Annotated in this window: 16 protein-coding genes; 8 read left to right on the top strand and 8 right to left on the bottom strand. The window is 71.6% G+C overall.

Annotation, left to right across the window (positions count from 1 at the left end):
* Window positions 1-66: 66 nt before the first annotated feature.
* The gene (locus ACIQ8J_RS06360) at window positions 67-822 is read left to right on the top strand and encodes a hypothetical protein (protein ID WP_403267106.1); all 756 of its coding nucleotides are present in this window, start codon (window positions 67-69) and stop codon (window positions 820-822) included.
* Window positions 823-853: 31 nt separating this feature from the next.
* On the opposite strand, the gene ACIQ8J_RS06365 is transcribed toward ACIQ8J_RS06360, so the two are convergent.
* Window positions 854-1,384, bottom strand: coding sequence for a hypothetical protein (locus ACIQ8J_RS06365; RefSeq protein WP_403267103.1), 531 nt, complete (start codon window positions 1,382-1,384; stop codon window positions 854-856).
* 68 nt (window positions 1,385-1,452) lie between these two features.
* Here ACIQ8J_RS06365 and ACIQ8J_RS06370 point away from each other — a divergent pair, with 68 nt between their 5' ends.
* Window positions 1,453-2,355 carry a DMT family transporter gene (locus ACIQ8J_RS06370; RefSeq protein ID WP_403267101.1) on the top strand — a complete coding sequence of 301 codons (903 nt, stop codon included), beginning with the start codon at window positions 1,453-1,455 and terminating at the stop codon, window positions 2,353-2,355.
* Window positions 2,356-2,359: 4 nt separating this feature from the next.
* On the opposite strand, the gene ACIQ8J_RS06375 is transcribed toward ACIQ8J_RS06370, so the two are convergent.
* Window positions 2,360-3,484 carry a magnesium and cobalt transport protein CorA gene (locus ACIQ8J_RS06375; protein WP_403267098.1) on the bottom strand — a complete coding sequence of 375 codons (1,125 nt, stop codon included), beginning with the start codon at window positions 3,482-3,484 and terminating at the stop codon, window positions 2,360-2,362.
* Window positions 3,485-3,952: 468 nt separating this feature from the next.
* Here ACIQ8J_RS06375 and ACIQ8J_RS06380 point away from each other — a divergent pair, with 468 nt between their 5' ends.
* Window positions 3,953-4,537, top strand: a complete 585-nt coding sequence (locus ACIQ8J_RS06380) for a suppressor of fused domain protein (protein WP_403267096.1) — start codon at window positions 3,953-3,955, stop codon at window positions 4,535-4,537.
* 76 nt (window positions 4,538-4,613) lie between these two features.
* Here ACIQ8J_RS06380 and ACIQ8J_RS06385 read toward each other — a convergent pair whose 3' ends face one another.
* Window positions 4,614-5,855: an MFS transporter gene (locus tag ACIQ8J_RS06385; RefSeq protein WP_403267093.1), complete on the bottom strand. Its 1,242-nt coding sequence runs from the start codon at window positions 5,853-5,855 to the stop codon at window positions 4,614-4,616.
* A gap of 200 nt (window positions 5,856-6,055) precedes the next feature.
* On the opposite strand from ACIQ8J_RS06385, the gene ACIQ8J_RS06390 reads away from it, so the two are divergent.
* The 3 genes from ACIQ8J_RS06390 (at window position 6,056) to ACIQ8J_RS06400 (ending at window position 8,414) form a co-directional block, all read left to right on the top strand.
* Window positions 6,056-6,694, top strand: coding sequence for a DUF6758 family protein (locus ACIQ8J_RS06390; RefSeq protein ID WP_403267090.1), 639 nt, complete (start codon window positions 6,056-6,058; stop codon window positions 6,692-6,694).
* Between the two features lie 94 nt (window positions 6,695-6,788).
* Window positions 6,789-7,655, top strand: coding sequence for a PHP domain-containing protein (locus tag ACIQ8J_RS06395; protein WP_403267087.1), 867 nt, complete (start codon window positions 6,789-6,791; stop codon window positions 7,653-7,655).
* Between the two features lie 153 nt (window positions 7,656-7,808).
* Entirely contained in the window at window positions 7,809-8,414 is a 606-nt protein-coding gene (locus tag ACIQ8J_RS06400) for a MarC family protein (protein WP_053729930.1), read from the top strand.
* Between the two features lie 125 nt (window positions 8,415-8,539).
* On the opposite strand, the gene ACIQ8J_RS06405 is transcribed toward ACIQ8J_RS06400, so the two are convergent.
* Window positions 8,540-8,692 (bottom strand): hypothetical protein, encoded by a 153-nt coding sequence (locus ACIQ8J_RS06405; protein ID WP_403267084.1) that lies wholly within the window; start codon window positions 8,690-8,692, stop codon window positions 8,540-8,542.
* A gap of 320 nt (window positions 8,693-9,012) precedes the next feature.
* Between ACIQ8J_RS06405 and ACIQ8J_RS06410 the strand changes: the two genes are divergently transcribed.
* The gene (locus ACIQ8J_RS06410; RefSeq protein ID WP_403267768.1) at window positions 9,013-9,897 is read left to right on the top strand and encodes an NYN domain-containing protein; all 885 of its coding nucleotides are present in this window, start codon (window positions 9,013-9,015) and stop codon (window positions 9,895-9,897) included.
* Here the strand turns inward: ACIQ8J_RS06410 and ACIQ8J_RS06415 are convergent.
* Both ACIQ8J_RS06415 and ACIQ8J_RS06420 read right to left on the bottom strand, forming a co-directional pair.
* Window positions 9,894-10,778, bottom strand: coding sequence for an alpha/beta fold hydrolase (locus ACIQ8J_RS06415; RefSeq protein WP_403267082.1), 885 nt, complete (start codon window positions 10,776-10,778; stop codon window positions 9,894-9,896). The genes ACIQ8J_RS06410 and ACIQ8J_RS06415 overlap by 4 nt on opposite strands.
* 268 nt (window positions 10,779-11,046) lie before the next feature.
* Window positions 11,047-13,536, bottom strand: a complete 2,490-nt coding sequence (locus tag ACIQ8J_RS06420; protein WP_403267079.1) for a DEAD/DEAH box helicase — start codon at window positions 13,534-13,536, stop codon at window positions 11,047-11,049.
* A gap of 255 nt (window positions 13,537-13,791) precedes the next feature.
* Here ACIQ8J_RS06420 and ACIQ8J_RS06425 point away from each other — a divergent pair, with 255 nt between their 5' ends.
* The gene (locus ACIQ8J_RS06425) at window positions 13,792-14,553 is read left to right on the top strand and encodes a ferritin-like fold-containing protein (protein ID WP_403267077.1); all 762 of its coding nucleotides are present in this window, start codon (window positions 13,792-13,794) and stop codon (window positions 14,551-14,553) included.
* Between the two features lie 25 nt (window positions 14,554-14,578).
* Here the strand turns inward: ACIQ8J_RS06425 and ACIQ8J_RS06430 are convergent, their stop codons facing one another.
* Complete coding sequence (locus ACIQ8J_RS06430) at window positions 14,579-14,842, bottom strand: hypothetical protein (protein WP_403267765.1); 264 nt, start codon at window positions 14,840-14,842, stop codon at window positions 14,579-14,581.
* A 303-nt stretch (window positions 14,843-15,145) separates the two neighbouring features.
* A complete protein-coding gene (locus ACIQ8J_RS06435; protein ID WP_120721528.1) occupies window positions 15,146-15,373 on the bottom strand; it encodes a DUF3107 domain-containing protein in 228 nt (75 codons plus the stop codon).
* Window positions 15,374-15,477 lie beyond the last annotated feature (104 nt).

Below are 15,477 nucleotides of genomic sequence, written 5' to 3' on the forward strand. Positions count from 1 at the left end.
AGCGTAGACGGTCCGGGTAGGGTGCCGTCTGCCGACCCCTACATTCATGTGAGAGGCAGTGCGCAGGTGACCTCTACCCTCTTGTCCGTACGGGGGCGGGCCCGCCGGGCCGCCCTGCCCGTCGTGCTGTGTGCGGGGCTCGCCGCGGCGCTCACCGCCTGCGGGTCGGACCCGGACGAGGGGACCAACGGCGTCGGCAAGCTGTCCGCCTCCGACATCGAGAACAAGGCGCGTACGGCGGCCGACGGCGCGGACGCGGTGCGGCTCTCGGGGACGCTGGTCAGCAAGGGCGGCTCGTACAAGATCGACATGAAGCTGAAGGGGACCGGCGGGACGGGCACGGTCACCTCGCAGAAGAGCAACTTCGGGCTGCTGCGGGTCGGGAACGACCTGTTCCTGAAGGCGGACGCGGGGTTCTGGTCGCACCAGGCGCCGGGCGGTTCGGGCGGTGCGGCGTCGGCGGCGGGCAAGCTGGACGCCAAGTACGTCAAGGTGCCGTCCGACGACCCCTCCTACCAGCAGCTGCGCGGCTTCACCGAGAAGGCGGCGCTCCTCAAGGACATGCTCGGGCTCCAGGGCGCGCTGTCCAAGGGGGACCATTCGCAGGTCGGCAAGGTCCCTACGGTACGGATCGCGGCGGGCAAGGACGGCGAGGGCGGCACGCTGGACGTCTCCCTCCAGGGCACGCCCTACCCCCTGCGCTTCGAGCGCGCGGGCGGCGCGGGGGTCCTCGAACTGGCCGACTGGAACACGGACTTCCCGCTCGCGCCTCCGGCGAAGGGGGACACGGTGGACTACGGCCAGCAACTCCCGAAGACCTGACCCGGGTCGCTGGGGGCGCCGCCCCCGGACCCTATGCGCCGGGGTTGGTCTTTGCCTTCCGGCGCTTGAAGAGCAGCTTCGGCAGGCCCGCCGGCACGGGGTGCCTCGTCGTGGCCGGGGTCGGTACCGGGGGAGTGGCCAGCGAACCGTCGGAGAATGCGCCGAGCGGGCCCGTCGGGGTCAGCCGGAGGAGGCGGCACTGCGCCGCCCAGCGGGCCGTCATCGCCTCGCCGTCCGGGGCGTTCAGCCGCTTGCCCTTCAGCTCCGCCACCGCCGTGTCCCAGGGCTCCGTACCCGCCGCGACCTCCGACACCGCCGCCGTCCAGGCGACGAGCCGACCGCCCTTGTCCTTGCTGCGGACGATCACCTCGGCCGTCCCGCCGTCCACGAGGCCGTCGAGCGGCTGCTCGCCCGGACCGCCGCCGACGACGTACGCCGCGCCGTCGAGCCACCCGTGCCACAGCGCCCGCTCCGCCGCCACCCCGGCGCCGCGCACCCAGATGAGCCCGGACTTCTTGGTGGCCTCCTCGACAAGGGCCTGGTCGAGCAACGTCTGCGTCATGCCCCCACAGTAAGGGCCCCCGGGAATAGTCAGTTCCGTAAACCGGAAACGCCCCTTACGCTTCGGCAGTGACCACTGCCACCACCACAACGCCGCAGGTCGCGGCCGTCCCCCGGGTCGACTTCGTACTGCTCGGCGTCGCACTCGCCAGCGTCTCGCTGTCCGCGCCGCTGATCGGCGCCACCGCCGCGCCCGCGCTCGCCATCGCCTTCTGGCGCAACGCGCTCGCGGTCGGGGCGCTGACCCCGGTGGCCTGGTTCAAGTACCGCGCACGGCTGCGCGCCCTGACCCGGCGCGAGGTGGCGCTCACCGTCGGCGCGGGCGGCATGCTGGCGCTGCACTTCGGGCTGTGGCTGCCGAGCCTGAGCATGACCTCCGTCGCCTCCTCGACCGCGCTGTGCACCACCACCCCGATATGGGCGACCATCTGGCTGCGCCTGCGCGGCCACCGCCCCCCGGCCATGGTGTGGACCGGCACCCTGGTCGCCTGCGCCGGAGTCGTGCTGCTCACCGGCGTCGACCTCAGCCTGTCGCCGCGCGCGCTGGCCGGTGACGCGCTCGCCCTCGGCGGCGGCATCGCGGCCGCCGGGTACGTGCTGCTCGGCGCCGAGGTCCGCAAGAGCGTGGACACCGTGCCCTACACCTGCCTCTGCTACGCGACGGCCGCCGCCGGGCTCCTCGTGGCCGCGCTCCTCAGCGGGGCCGAGCTCACCTCGTACGACGGCACGACCTGGGTGAAGCTCGCGGTGCTCACCCTCGCCGCCCAACTCCTGGGGCACTCGCTGCTCAACCGGGTGGTGCGCACCCTCGGGCCGTCCGTGACCTCGACGTCGATCCTCCTGGAGACGCCGGGCGCCGCCCTCATCGCCGCGCTCTGGCTCGGCCAGCAGCCCCCGGCCCTCGCCTACCCGGCGCTGCTCGTGATCCTGGCCGGGCTCGCCTTCGTCGTCCGGGCCAACCGCGCCAACTGAGGCCTCAGAGCCAGCCGTTGCGCTTGAGGATGCGGTGGATGCCGAAGCAGACGACGGCGGTCATGCCCATCGCGATCGGGTAGCCGTACGTCCAGTGCAGCTCCGGCATGTTGTCGAAGTTCATGCCGTACACACCGCACACCATCGTCGGTACGGCGATGATCGCCGCCCAGGACGTGATCTTGCGCATGTCCTCGTTCTGGGCGACCGAGGCCTGCGCGAGGTTGGCCTGGAGGATCGAGTTGAGCAGCTCGTCGAAGCCGATGACCTGCTCCTGCACCCGCGCCAGGTGGTCGGCGACGTCGCGGAAGTACTTCTGGATGTCGGGGTCCACCAGCCGCATCGGGCGCTCGCTGAGCAGTTGCATGGGGCGCAGCAGCGGCGACACCGCGCGCTTGAACTCCATTACCTCGCGCTTGAGCTGGTAGATCCGGCCGGCGTCCACACCGCGCGGGCTGCCCTTGGCCGGGGCCGAGAACACCTCGATCTCGACCTCGTCGATGTCGTCCTGGACCGCGTCCACGACCGCCAGATAGCCGTCGACGACCTGGTCGGCGATGGCGTGCAGCACGGCGGAGGGGCCCTTGGCGAGGAGCTCCGGGTCGTCCTGGAGGCGCTTGCGCAGCGCGCGCAGCGAGCCCTGGCCGCCGTGCCGGACGGTGATGACGAAGTCCCGCCCGGTGAAGCACATCACCTCACCGGTCTCCACGACCTCACTGGTGGCGGTGAGTTCGGCGTGCTCCACGTAGTGGATCGTCTTGAAGACGGTGAACAGGGTGTCGTCGTAGCGCTCCAGCTTGGGCCGCTGGTGCGCGTGCACCGCGTCCTCCACGGCGAGCGGGTGCAGCCCGAACTCGGCCGCGATACCGGCGAATTCGGCCTCGGTCGGCTCGTGCAGACCGATCCACGCGAAGCCGCCGTCCTCGCGCACCCGCCGCATCGCCTCACGAGGCGTCAGACAGCTCGCGTTCTGGACGGGCCGGACGCGGCGCCCGTCGCGGTAGACCGCGCAGTCGACCACGGCGCTGCTCGCCGAGGGGTCGCGGGTGGTGTCGTAGCCGCTGTAGGGGGCGCTGGTCTTGCGCAGCCCGGGGCGGACCACGGCGCGCAGGTCACGGATCATCGACATGGCAGGACTCCTTCACGGAGGGCCGTCAAAAGGCGTGACACTTTGGAACTGCCCGCAATGGGGACGTGCGGCGGCAAGGGAAACCAAGGTGCCGAATCGGCCGGAAAAGGTATCGATTGCATACGTTCGCAAAGCGGGCGGCACCACAGGGGCACGCGGAGACGGCGTTCGCTACTGAAACGGACAAGGCGGGGCGATGTGCTCTTCCGTCGTGCGAAATGCCATGAGACTTCGGGTTTCCGGACCGGGAGGCCGGCTAAAGAGGGTCTCGGATCACCGGGAACAATGAAGGCGCACGGAAGAGCGATTGGTACTGCCTGGCCGACTTCGATCCATCGCAGCCCCACCTCCTCCAGCCGGTCCCCCGTAGGGGACTTCCTGCTGCCCGAACAGCGGCCAAGACTATCAGCCCACTTGTTGCGTCAAGGCCTCTCTTGGCCCGTTCGATACGCCTTCTATGCTCACCTCATGGTTGATGTTCTAGCTCTGGTCGAGGCCCGGCTGCGTACCGCGCTGGGCGAGCCGGACGCGCGCGCCGCGGTGACCTTTCTCGGTACGGACCGCATCGAGGTGCTGCGCTTCACCGAGGGGGACATCGTCCGGTACGCCACCCTCGGCATGTCCGCCCAGCCGATGGCCGACCCCACCGCCGCGCTCGCCGACCCGGTGAAGGGGCCGCGCGCGGAGCTGGTCCTGTCGGTGCGCGCCGGGCTCGCCGACACCGACAAGGTGCTCCGTCCGCTCGCCGTGCTCGCCGCCTCCCCGCAGGTGGAGGGCGTGGTGGTGGCCCCGGGCGCCTCGCTCGACCTCGGCGAACCGCTGTGGCCGGGCGCCCGGTTCAGCTCGGTCCTGGTCGCCGAGCCGGGCGGCCTGGTCGAGGACCTGGAGCTTGACGCCCCGCTGGACCCGGTGCGCTTCCTGCCGCTGCTGCCGATGACCGTGAACGAGGCCGCGTGGAAGCGGGTCCGCGGCGCGCAGGAGATGGAGGAGCGCTGGCTGACCAACGGCACGGACCTGCGCGACCCGCTGCGCACATCCGTGCCGCTGGACTGAGCCCGGCCCGCCGCGCAAGCGCGGACGCACGGCGCCCCCAGTGCCGGCGGCGGGCTGAACTGGGGGCGTACACACGCTAGTTGGCGAAGACCGACACCCCGTCCTCGGTGGCGTGGGCCGGCTGGAGTTCGGCCGCCTCGTGGGTGAGCGACGTACGGCGGACCCAGACGATCACCGCGCCGAGCACCGCCGCGACGGCCGCGACCACGAACGGGACGTGGATGTCGCTCCACTCCTCGATCTTCGGCGCGAAGTAGGGAGCCGCGGCCGCCGCGAACCAGCGGACGAAGTTGTAGCCCGCGCTCGCCACCGGCCGCGGCGCGTCGGAGACGCCCAGCGCCAGCTCGGTGTACACGGTGTTGTTGAGGCCGATGAACGCGCCGGAGGCGACGGTCGCGGCGACCGCGGTGGTGTGGTTGCCGTAGCCCAGCACGATCAGGTCGGCGGCGAGCAGCACCAGCGATCCGCCGAGCACCTTCAGCGAGCCGAACCGTTCCTGGAGCCGGGGCGCGACGAGCACCGAGAACACCGCGAGCAGCACGCCCCAGGCGAAGAAGACACCGCCCGACTTGTACGGCGACATGTTCAGGACGAACGGGGTGAAGGCGAGGACGGTGAAGAACGCGTAATTGTAGAAGAAGGCGGAGGCGGCGGCCGAGGCGAGCCCGCCGTGGCCGAGCGCCTTCACCGGATCCAGCAGCGAGGTCCTGCGCGCGGGCTTGGGCTGTTCCTTCAGGAAGACCGTGATCGCGATGAAGCCGATCGCCATGAGGGCCGCGGTGCCGAAGAAGGGGTAGCGCCACTTCATGTCGCCGAGGATCGCGCCGAGCAGCGGGCCGCACGCCATGCCGAGGCCGAGCGCGGACTCGTACAGCAGGATCGCCGCGGCGCTGCCGCCGGCCGCCGCGCCCACGATGACGGCGAGCGCGGTCGAGACGAACAGCGCGTTGCCGAGTCCCCAGCCGGCCCGGAAGCCGACGAGTTCGCCGACCGAGTTCGAGGTGCCGGCCAGCGCGGCGAAGACGACCACGAGGGCAAGGCCCGCGAGCAGCGTCTTCTTGCCGCCGATCCGGCTGGACACGAAGCCGGTGACCAGCATCGCGACGGCGGTGATCAGGAAGTACGAGGTGAAGAGCAGGGACACCTGGCTGGGGGTGGCCGCCAGGCCCTTGGCGATGGACGGCAGGATCGGGTCGACCAGGCCGATACCCATGAAGGCGACGACGGACGCGCCCGCGGTCGCCCAGACCGCCTTCGGCTGGCGCAGCAGGCCGCCGGTTCCCGCACCTTCGTCGAGGGGGTCCTCTCCTCGCTGCATGTCTGCTCCCGCTTCCCTGGGGTCGTTGCCACGGGTTCGACCGTGGCCTAGATAGTTGCGCAATACACGCGATAACTTAGGCGGCCTAATGAGTGCAACATGAAACTAGTTTCTTCGCGGCCGGTGGCGACAGGCGGGGCGCACTCCGGACGGGTGATCGTCCTTGACGGGGCGACGGCCGGGGAGGACCGTGGGGCCCTATGAGGGGCGAACCCAGTTGCCCGAAGTGCGGAGGCCGGGTCAGGGCGCCCGGTCTCTTTGCCGACACCTGGCAGTGCGACGTACACGGCCCGGTGTATCCGCTGCAGCCGGTGATCCCGCCCAGCGTCGAGGCCCTGGAGGTCGTCGTGCACCGGGCGCAGGTGCCGGTGTGGATGCCCTGGCCGCTGCCGGTCGGCTGGCTGTTCACGGGTGTCGCGTACGCCGGTGACGACCGCAGCGGCGGCCGCGCGACCGCCGTCGCCTGCTCGGGTCCGGGACCGCTGGGCGGCATCGGGGAGCTGATCCTGGTCGCCGAGGAACTGGGCGTGGGGCTCGGCGCGCGGTACGCGGGCATCGACGCACCCGACCCCGGCCCGTTCATGAGCGTCGACCAGCCCCCGCACACCAAGGTCCTCGCGGCCGGCCGGCCCACCCCGCTGTGGCACGTCACGCAGACCCCCAGCGATCGCGCGGTCTTCGCGGGCGAGGCGCGCGGCCTGTGGCTGTGGGCGATCGTGTGGCCGGAGCAGTCCGGACTCCTCATGTACGACGAGCTCGTCCTGACCGATCTGCGCGAGGCGGGCGCCGAAGTGGAGCTCGTGCCGTGCGGGGCCCTCACCCCGCGCATCCTGTCCTGAGCGCGGGCCCGATCGCGGGGGGACGGTGCGGAGCGGGCGGGCGGTTATCCTTGACTGTCCCTTGATCCGCCCCTTATGCCCTGGAGTACGCGTCGTGCGCATCGATCTGCACACCCACTCCACGGCCTCGGACGGTACGGACACCCCCGCCGAGCTGGTCCGCAACGCGGCCGCCGCCGGACTCGACGTCATCGCGCTGACCGACCACGACACCACGCGCGGCTACGCGCAGGCGATCGCCGCGCTCCCCGCGGGCCTCACCCTGGTGACCGGCGCCGAACTCTCCTGCCGCATCGACGGCGTGGGCCTGCACATGCTCGCCTACCTCTTCGACCCCGAGGAGCCCGAGCTCGCCCGTGAGCGCGAGCTCGTACGGGACGACCGGGTGCCGCGCGCCCGCGGCATGGTCGCCAAGCTCCAGGAACTCGGCGTGCCCATCACCTGGGAACAGGTCGCGCGGATCGCGGGCGACGGCTCGGTCGGCCGCCCCCATGTCGCCGAAGCCCTCGTCGAACTCGGCGTCGTCGCCTCCGTCTCCGACGCCTTCGTGCCCGACTGGATCGCGGACGGCGGACGGGCCTACGTCGGCAAGCACGAGCTCGACCCGTTCGACGCGATCCGGCTGGTCAAGGCCGCCGGCGGCGTCACCGTCTTCGCCCACCCGCTCGCTGTCAAGCGCGGCGAGGTCGTGCCCGAGTCCGCGATAGCCGAACTGGCCGCCGCGGGGCTCGACGGCATCGAGGTCGACCACACCGACCACGACGAGCCCACCCGGGCCCGGCTGCGCGGACTCGCCCGCGAGCTGTCGCTGCTGCCCACGGGCTCCAGCGACTACCACGGCAGCCGCAAGCCCGTCCGGCTCGGACAGTGCACGACCGACCCCGAGATCTACGGCGAGATCACGCGCCGCGCCACGGGTGCCTTTCCCGTGCCGGGGGCGGGCGGAAGCGGTCGTTCCTAGCGGCGCGCTGCCCCACACCGACCCGGGGCGCGGCTCCGCGCTGCACCCCGATCCTCGAATTCCCCCAAGGACTCCGTCCGGGGGCCCTCAAGGGGGCGGACTCTCGCCCCGGGCCCTTTTCTGTACGTACACCCTCATCCCGCAAGGCTCACCGTGTTCGACGCTGCCGTTTTCGGCTCCCTCTTCCTCACCCTGTTCGTCATCATGGATCCCCCCGGGATCACGCCCATCTTCCTCGCGCTGACCGCCGGCCGGGCCGCGAAGGTCCAGCGCAGGATGGCCTGGCAGGCCGCGGCCGTCGCGCTCGGGGTGATCACGCTCTTCGGCCTCGTCGGCCACCAGATCCTCACGTATCTGCACATCGACGTCCCCGCGCTGATGATCGCGGGCGGTCTGCTGCTGCTCCTGATCGCGCTCGACCTGCTCACCGGCAAGACCGACGAGCCCAAGCAGACCAAGGACGTCAATGTCGCGCTCGTACCGCTCGGCATGCCGCTGCTGGCCGGGCCCGGCGCGATCGTCCAGGTGATCCTGGCCGTCCAGAACCACGACTCGGTGTCCGGGCAGGTCTCCGTCTGGGCGGCGATCATCGCGATCCACGTCGTGCTCTACGTGACGATGCGGTACTCACTGCTGATCATCCGCGTCATCAAGGACGGCGGCGTCGTCCTGGTGACCCGGCTCGCGGGCATGATGCTCTCGGCGCTGGCCGTGCAGCAGATCATCAACGGCATCACCCAGGTGATCCACGGCAGTTGAGGCCCGGACACCCCCTGGGCCCGCGAGCACGCGAAGCGCCCCCGTACACATGCTGTACGGGGGCGCATCATGCGTACGGCACCCGCGCGCGCCGACCGCGCTCGCGGGGCACTGGCTCTCACCCGTTACGAGGCCGCGGATTCGGCCGGGCGGATGTAGATGCGCTGACCCATGGCGGCGGCCTGCTGCACAATCCGGTTGACGGAGGCGGCGTCCACGACGGTGCTGTCAACGGCGGTGCCGTCGATGTCGTCCAGGCGCATGATTTCGAAGCGCATGGCTTCTCCCTTCGTCTGATCCTCCTGCTAGGAGAACTACTGGTGCGGGGGGCTGCGGTACAGCCTGCTCCCGCGAGGCGTCAGGGCGGTTGCCCGCCCGTTAAGAGTGGATTGCGCGGCTTCACTGCGACGCGTTCCGATGGGTACAACGGGTTGCCTCCAGCAAACATTCCCTACGCTAAGGAAATTTTTCGAGTAGCTAACTACTAAGGCGTAGGGCGACCACATGTGCCCGGTTGTGCCCCGTCCGTCACGGCGCCGACAATGGGGGGCGTATGGACGACTCCCAGGAACCCCAGCCAGCCCAGGCGCCCCGCGGCATGGCCGCCCAGCTGGACCGCAAGCTGGAGCGCACCAACGAGCTGCTCCAGCGCATGCTCGCCGAAGTCGCGAAGACGCCCTCCACCCACGCGATCTTCGTGGACGCGGGCTATGTCTACGCGGCCGCCGGCCTCCTCGTCACCGGCACCGAGGACCGCCGCTCCTTCGACCTCGACGCCGAAGGGCTGATCGAGGCCTTCATCGACAAGGCGCGCACCATCTTCGCGGACAGCCGGCTGCTCCGCGTGTACTGGTACGACGGGGCCCGCCGCCGCATCCACACCGCCGAACAGCAGTCGATCGCCGAGCTCCCCGACGTCAAGGTCCGGCTCGGCAACCTCAACGCCAACAACCAGCAGAAGGGCGTCGACTCCCTGATCCGCTCCGACCTGGAGTCACTGGCCAGGCACCGCGCGATCAGCGACGCGGCACTGGTCGGCGGCGACGAGGACCTCGTCTCCGCCGTCGAGGCCGCGCAGGGCTACGGAGCCCGCGTCCACCTCTGGGGCATCGAGGCCGCCGAGGGCCGCAACCAGGCGGAGCCGCTGCTCTGGGAGGTCGACAGCCAGCGCACCTTCGACCTCGACTTCTGCAAGCCGTACGTCACCCGGCGGCCGGTCACGATGTACGAGCAGGACGGCCCGGCACCCAGCCGCGAGGACGTGCGGTTCGTCGGCGCCCGGATCGCCGCGACCTGGCTCTCCGAGCGCGGCCGGGCGGCCCTCGCCGACCTGTTGCCCGGCCACCCCTATCTGCCCGGCTCGGTCGACCAGGACCTGCTCATCGAGGCGGAACGACTGCTCCAGTGCTCCCTGCGCGGCCACGCCGACCTGCGCCGCGCGTTGCGCGACGGCTTCTGGCAGCACCTTCAGTCGCAGTACTAGACGGTCCCCGACGCGGCGGCGCGGGCCGTGACACCGGCCCAGAACTCGGCCATGACGGCGGCCAGTTCCTCGGGGTGGGAGACGTTGGGGGAGTGCTCGGCGCCCCGGATCACGGTGTGCCGGGCGTCGATGCTGCGCGCCATGTGCGCCAACTCGCCGACGGTCCACACCGATTCGCCGTCCCCGTACGCGACGTGAATCGGCAGCGGCAGAGCGGCCAGTCCCTCGGTCCGGTCCGGCTCGATCCTCAACTGCCGTCCGGTGGCGACGAGTTGGGCGGGCTGCGTACTGAACCAGCGCCGCCCGAGGAACTCGGCGATCTCGGGCGGGTCGGCGACGTACGCCGGGTCCCTGCTGTCCAGCCACTGCGTGACCGCCCACACCCAGGACGGCGGCAGCACGGGCAGCGCCGCCCGCAGCATCCGGATCTTGGCACGCTGGTCGGGCCCGACCCGGCCCGGCCCGGACGCCAGCAGGGTCAGCGACAGGAACGCGGACGGATCGAGCCGCGCCGCGGACCTGGCCACGAACCCGCCGAAGGAGTGCCCGACGAGGTGTACGGGTCCGTCGCCGAGCGCCGCGACCTGCGCGAGCACGTCGCCGCCGAGGGCGCGCGGCGTATACCCGGCCGTACGCCCCGGCCCTGGACTCTCGAACTGCCCCCGCCCGTCGACGGCCACGGCCCGGTACCCGGCGTCGCCGAGCGGTTCGAGCAGCCCGAGGAAGTCCTCCTTGCTCCCGGTATACCCGGGCACGAGCAGCACGGTCCCCCGCGAGCTCCTGGCGGGTGCCGCATCGAGCACGGCGAACTCCTGCCGGGCCGTGCGGAGTCGGTACGCCCGCGTACGGGGAGGGAGGCCGAGGAAACGGGGCTTGCTCATACGGAGAGAGTAACTTCGCCCGGAGCCCGCGCACCGGGGACTCCGCCCCGCCCGCTCCGTTGCAGCGGACCTCAGCCGAAAATCAAGCCTCTCATGGGGGTCCCCCCTGGCCCTTTGGGCCTTGGGGGAGGTTGAGGAGCGGGGTCTGGGGCGGAGCCCCCCACGTGGCGGAGCCGCACAATGTCACAGCGGGAAGGGGCGGGGCGGGGAAAACGCGAGCGGCCCGGCACCCCCTCGCAGGGGGAACCGGGCCGCAGCGTGGTGCGGGTTACGCCTCGGGCGCGGCCGCCGCCTTCTTGGCACGGGTGCGGCGCGGCTTCACCGGGGCCTCGGCCTCGGCGGCCTCAACCGTCTCGACCACGACCTCGGCGGCCTTCTTGCGCGTACGACGCGGCTTCACCGGAGCGTCCGCGACCTCGGCGACCGCCTCCGGGGCGACCTCCGCGGTCTTCTTCGCCCGGGTCCGACGCGGCGCGGCCGGCGCCTCGGCCTCCTCGGTCACGACCTCGGCGACCTTCTTGGCACGGGTGCGGCGCGGCTTCACCGGGGCCTCGGCCTCGGCGGCCTCAACCGTCTCGACCACGGCCTCGGCGGCCTTCTTGCGCGTACGACGCGGCTTCACCGGAGCTTCCTCGGCAGCGGCAGCGGCAGCGGCCTCGGTGATCTCGGCGACCGGCGCCTCGGCGACCTTCTTCGCGCGGGTGCGGCGCGGCTTGACCGGCGCCTCGGCCTCGACGGCCTCGACGGACGCAACCGCCTCAGCCGCCTCAACCGCCTCTACGACAGCCGCCGCCTTCTTGGCGCGGGTGCGGCGCGGCTTGACCGGCGCCTCCTCCGCAGCCGCCTCGGCGACCACGGCGATCGCCTGGGCGGTCGCGGCCTTGGCAGCCTTCGCCAGTTCCAGCGCCGCCGACTCCGGCGTCACGAATCCGACCTCGGCCGTCTCGGCGACCTTGCGCACGCGGCGACGCGGGCGCTTGGGCTCGACCGGCTCGGAGACAGCGACGGCGACGGGCTCGGCGACCTGCGCGGGACGCCGACGCGGCTTGGGCGCGACGGCCTCGGCAACGGGCCCGGCTTCGATCACCGGCGCGGCGGCGACCTGCGGTACGGCCGACGGCGCGGCCACGCGGGTACGACGGCGACGGCGAGGCGTCCGCGGCTCGGCCACGGTCTCGGCAGCCTCCGCGACCGAGGGGACCGAAGCGGCGGCCGGCGCCGGGGCGCTCTCGACGCCGTCGAGCTGCGACCCGCCCCGGGTGCGGCGGCGCTGACGCGGCGTACGCGTACGGGCCGGACGCTCCTCCGTGACGACGGGAGCCGCGGCGGCGGACTTGCGCCCGCGCCCACCGGTCTCGCCGAGGTCCTCGACCTCTTCGGCGGCGAGGCCGGCCCGCGTGCGCTCGGCACGCGGCAGCACACCCTTCGTACCCGCCGGGATCCTCAGGTCCGCGAACAGGTGCTCAGACGTCGAGTACGTCTCGGCCGGGTCGGGGAACTTCAGGTCAAGCGCCTTGTTGATCAGCTGCCAGCGCGGGATGTCGTCCCAGTCGACCAGCGTGATCGCGATGCCCTTCTTGCCCGCGCGGCCGGTGCGGCCGATGCGGTGGAGGTAGGTCTTCTCCTCCTCGGGCGACTGGTAGTTGATGACGTGCGTGACGCCCTCGACGTCGATGCCGCGCGCGGCGACGTCGGTGCAGACCAGCACGTCGACCTTGCCGTTGCGGAAGGCGCGCAGCGCCTGCTCGCGGGCGCCCTGGCCGAGGTCGCCGTGGACCGCGCCGGAGGCGAAGCCGCGCTTGGCGAGCTGGTCGGCGATGTCGGCGGCCGTCCGCTTCGTACGGCAGAAGATCATCGCGAGCCCGCGGCCCTCGGCCTGCAGGATGCGCGCGACCATCTCCGGCTTGTCCATGGAGTGGGCGCGGTAGACGAACTGCTCGGTGTTGGCGACGGTCGTGCCCTCGTCGTCCGGCGAGGTGGCGCGGATGTGCGTCGGCTGCGACATGTAGCGGCGGGCGAGGCCGATGACGGCGCCCGGCATGGTCGCGGAGAACAGCATGGTCTGCCGCTTGGGCGGCAGGTGCTGGATGATCTTCTCGACGTCGGGCAGGAAGCCGAGGTCGAGCATCTCGTCGGCCTCGTCCAGGACGAGCGCCTTGACGTGGGAGAGGTCGAGCTTGCGCTGCCCGGCGAGGTCGAGCAGGCGGCCCGGGGTGCCGACGATCACGTCGACGCCCTTCTTGAGCGCCTCGACCTGAGGCTCGTAGGCCCGGCCGCCGTAGATCGCGAGAACGCGGACGTTACGGACCTTGCCGGCGGTGAGGAGGTCGTTGGTGACCTGCTGGCACAGCTCGCGCGTCGGTACGACGACGAGGGCCTGCGGGGTGTTGGTGAGCTGCTCGGGCTTGGCCCGGCCCGCCTCGACGTCGGCGGGGACGGTGACGCGCTCCAGGAGCGGAAGGCCGAAGCCGAGCGTCTTGCCGGTGCCGGTCTTGGCCTGGCCGATGATGTCGGCGCCGGAGAGCGCGACGGGGAGCGTGAGCTCCTGGATGGGGAACGGGGACACGATGCCGACGGCTTCAAGGGCTTCGGCGGTCTCGGGAAGGATCCCGAGCTCTCGGAACGTAGTCAGGGTGCTGCCTCTTCTGTGAGACGCGGTACGGAGGCGAACGCGGCGGGTCGTACCGTGCCCATTTCGTCCGGCGGGATCAGATTCGATCGTGTTGCCGGGGGGCGCGGGACCACTGCCGTCGCTCAAGCGCTCGTGCCGCTGAGGGATCCCTCGTCGGTGACACGTACTGATACGTGCCCTGCGGAGGGCTGTCAGGTCGGAGCCGACCGGGGCAACCGACCGGGCATCCTCATTCGTGCGGCCCGTCGAAATACTCGCCGGGCGCATTACCACTGTACCCCGGATTCGCGCATGTGTGTTGGGAGAATTCGCGGGAGCGGTGCGACGGGTGTGACCCAGGCGCCCCTTACAAGGCGCCCCGGGCGGGCTATTGTGCGGCTTATGGAGACGTCTGACAACGCCACTGCAGCCGAAGAAACCGCCGCGGAGCCCGAGCGCACCGGGATCGCCGCCCAGGACTGGACGACGGCGTCCGCGGTTCCCCAGTACCGCGCCGCGGTCGTGGACCTCCTCGGCGCCCTCGCCTACGGCGAGCTCGCGGCCTTCGAGCGGCTCGCCGACGACGCGAAGCTGGCGCCGTCCCTGGAGGACAAGGCGGAGCTGGCGAAGATGGCCTCCGCCGAATTCCACCACTTCGAGCGGCTCAGGGACCGGCTCGCCGAGATCGACGCCGAGCCGACGGCCGCGATGGAGCCGTTCGCGAAGGCCCTCGACGACTTCCACCACCAGACCGCCCCGTCGGACTGGCTGGAGGGCCTGGTCAAGGCGTACGTCGGCGACTCGATCGCGAGTGACTTCTACCGCGAGGTCGCCAACCACCTGGACTCCGACACCCGCTCCCAGGTGCTCTCGGTCCTCGACGACACCGGGCACGGCAACTTCGCCGTGGGCAAGGTGCGGGCGGCGATCGAGGCGGACCCGCGGGTCGGCGGCCGGCTCGCGCTGTGGGCGCGGCGTCTGATGGGCGAGGCGCTGTCACAGGCCCAGCGGGTGGTCGCCGAGCGCGACGCGCTCTCGACCATGCTGGTCGGCGGGGTCGACGGTGTGGCTGCGGGCTTCGACCTGGCGGCGGTCGGCGAGATGTTCACCCGGATCACCAAGGCCCACACCAAGCGCATGGCGGCCCTGGGCCTCGCGGCCTAGCGGCAACCGGGGCCGGGAGCGCCGCCTACGCCGCTGACCGGCGCAGGCGGCGCGCCGGCCGCAGCAGCAGCGACAGCAGGACGGACGCGACGAAGGTGGCGCCGAGCAGTGTGGTCACCGGGTGGCCCGGACCGACCGCCGAGTGGGTCAGGAAGGCGCCGAAGAGCCCGGCGAGCGGGCCGACGGACAGCACCGTGCGGCGGTCGGGCAGCCGGTGGGGGAGCCGGGCCGCGCCGGCCCACGCGAGGGCGAGTCCCAGCAGTACGGAGCCGAGGGCTTCCAGGAGCATGTGCGTCGCCTCCCACGGTGTGGCCAGGGCGTAACCGGTCAACACGCGTCCTACCCGGCGCTCGCGGAACGCAACCCTCCCCTCACCGGGAGGAAGCAACGCAGGGTGTGTCCCGCGAGCGGGGCGCGCCCCTTTCTGTGTGCGTATGGTCACACCTGGTGAAATCCGATACGGGGGCTTCACCGTGACCCGGCGTCAGCGGGCGCCCGGCTCGCGGCGTTCGGGATTCGGCCGATCGGGGGGCACGGAGAAGGGGTGCCACCAGTCATCACTGGTGGCACCCCTTCTTCGGTGTCCGGTGTACTACAGCGCGCCGAAGCCCACGCGGCGGACCGCCGGCTCGCCGATTTCCACGTATGCGATCTTGTCGGCCGGTACCAGGACCTTGCGGCCCTTGTCGTCCGTGAGGCTGAGCAGCTGCGCCTTGCCGGCGAGGGCGTCGGCTACCGCGCTCTCGACCTCTTCGGCGGACTGCCCGCTCTCCAGAACGATCTCCCGGGGTGCGTGCTGCACGCCGATCTTGACCTCCACGGCTATGTCCCTCCGACCTCGTGCGGTGCGCGGTCAGCCGCGCCGTACGCTGCACACATTAGCCCGGGGAGGCGACGGCCAAGGCCCGTCCCTGAACGCCAGGA

Origin of the sequence: Streptomyces sp. NPDC094147 (assembly GCF_044764265.1) — a bacterium.
Lineage (GTDB): Bacteria > Actinomycetota > Actinomycetes > Streptomycetales > Streptomycetaceae > Streptomyces.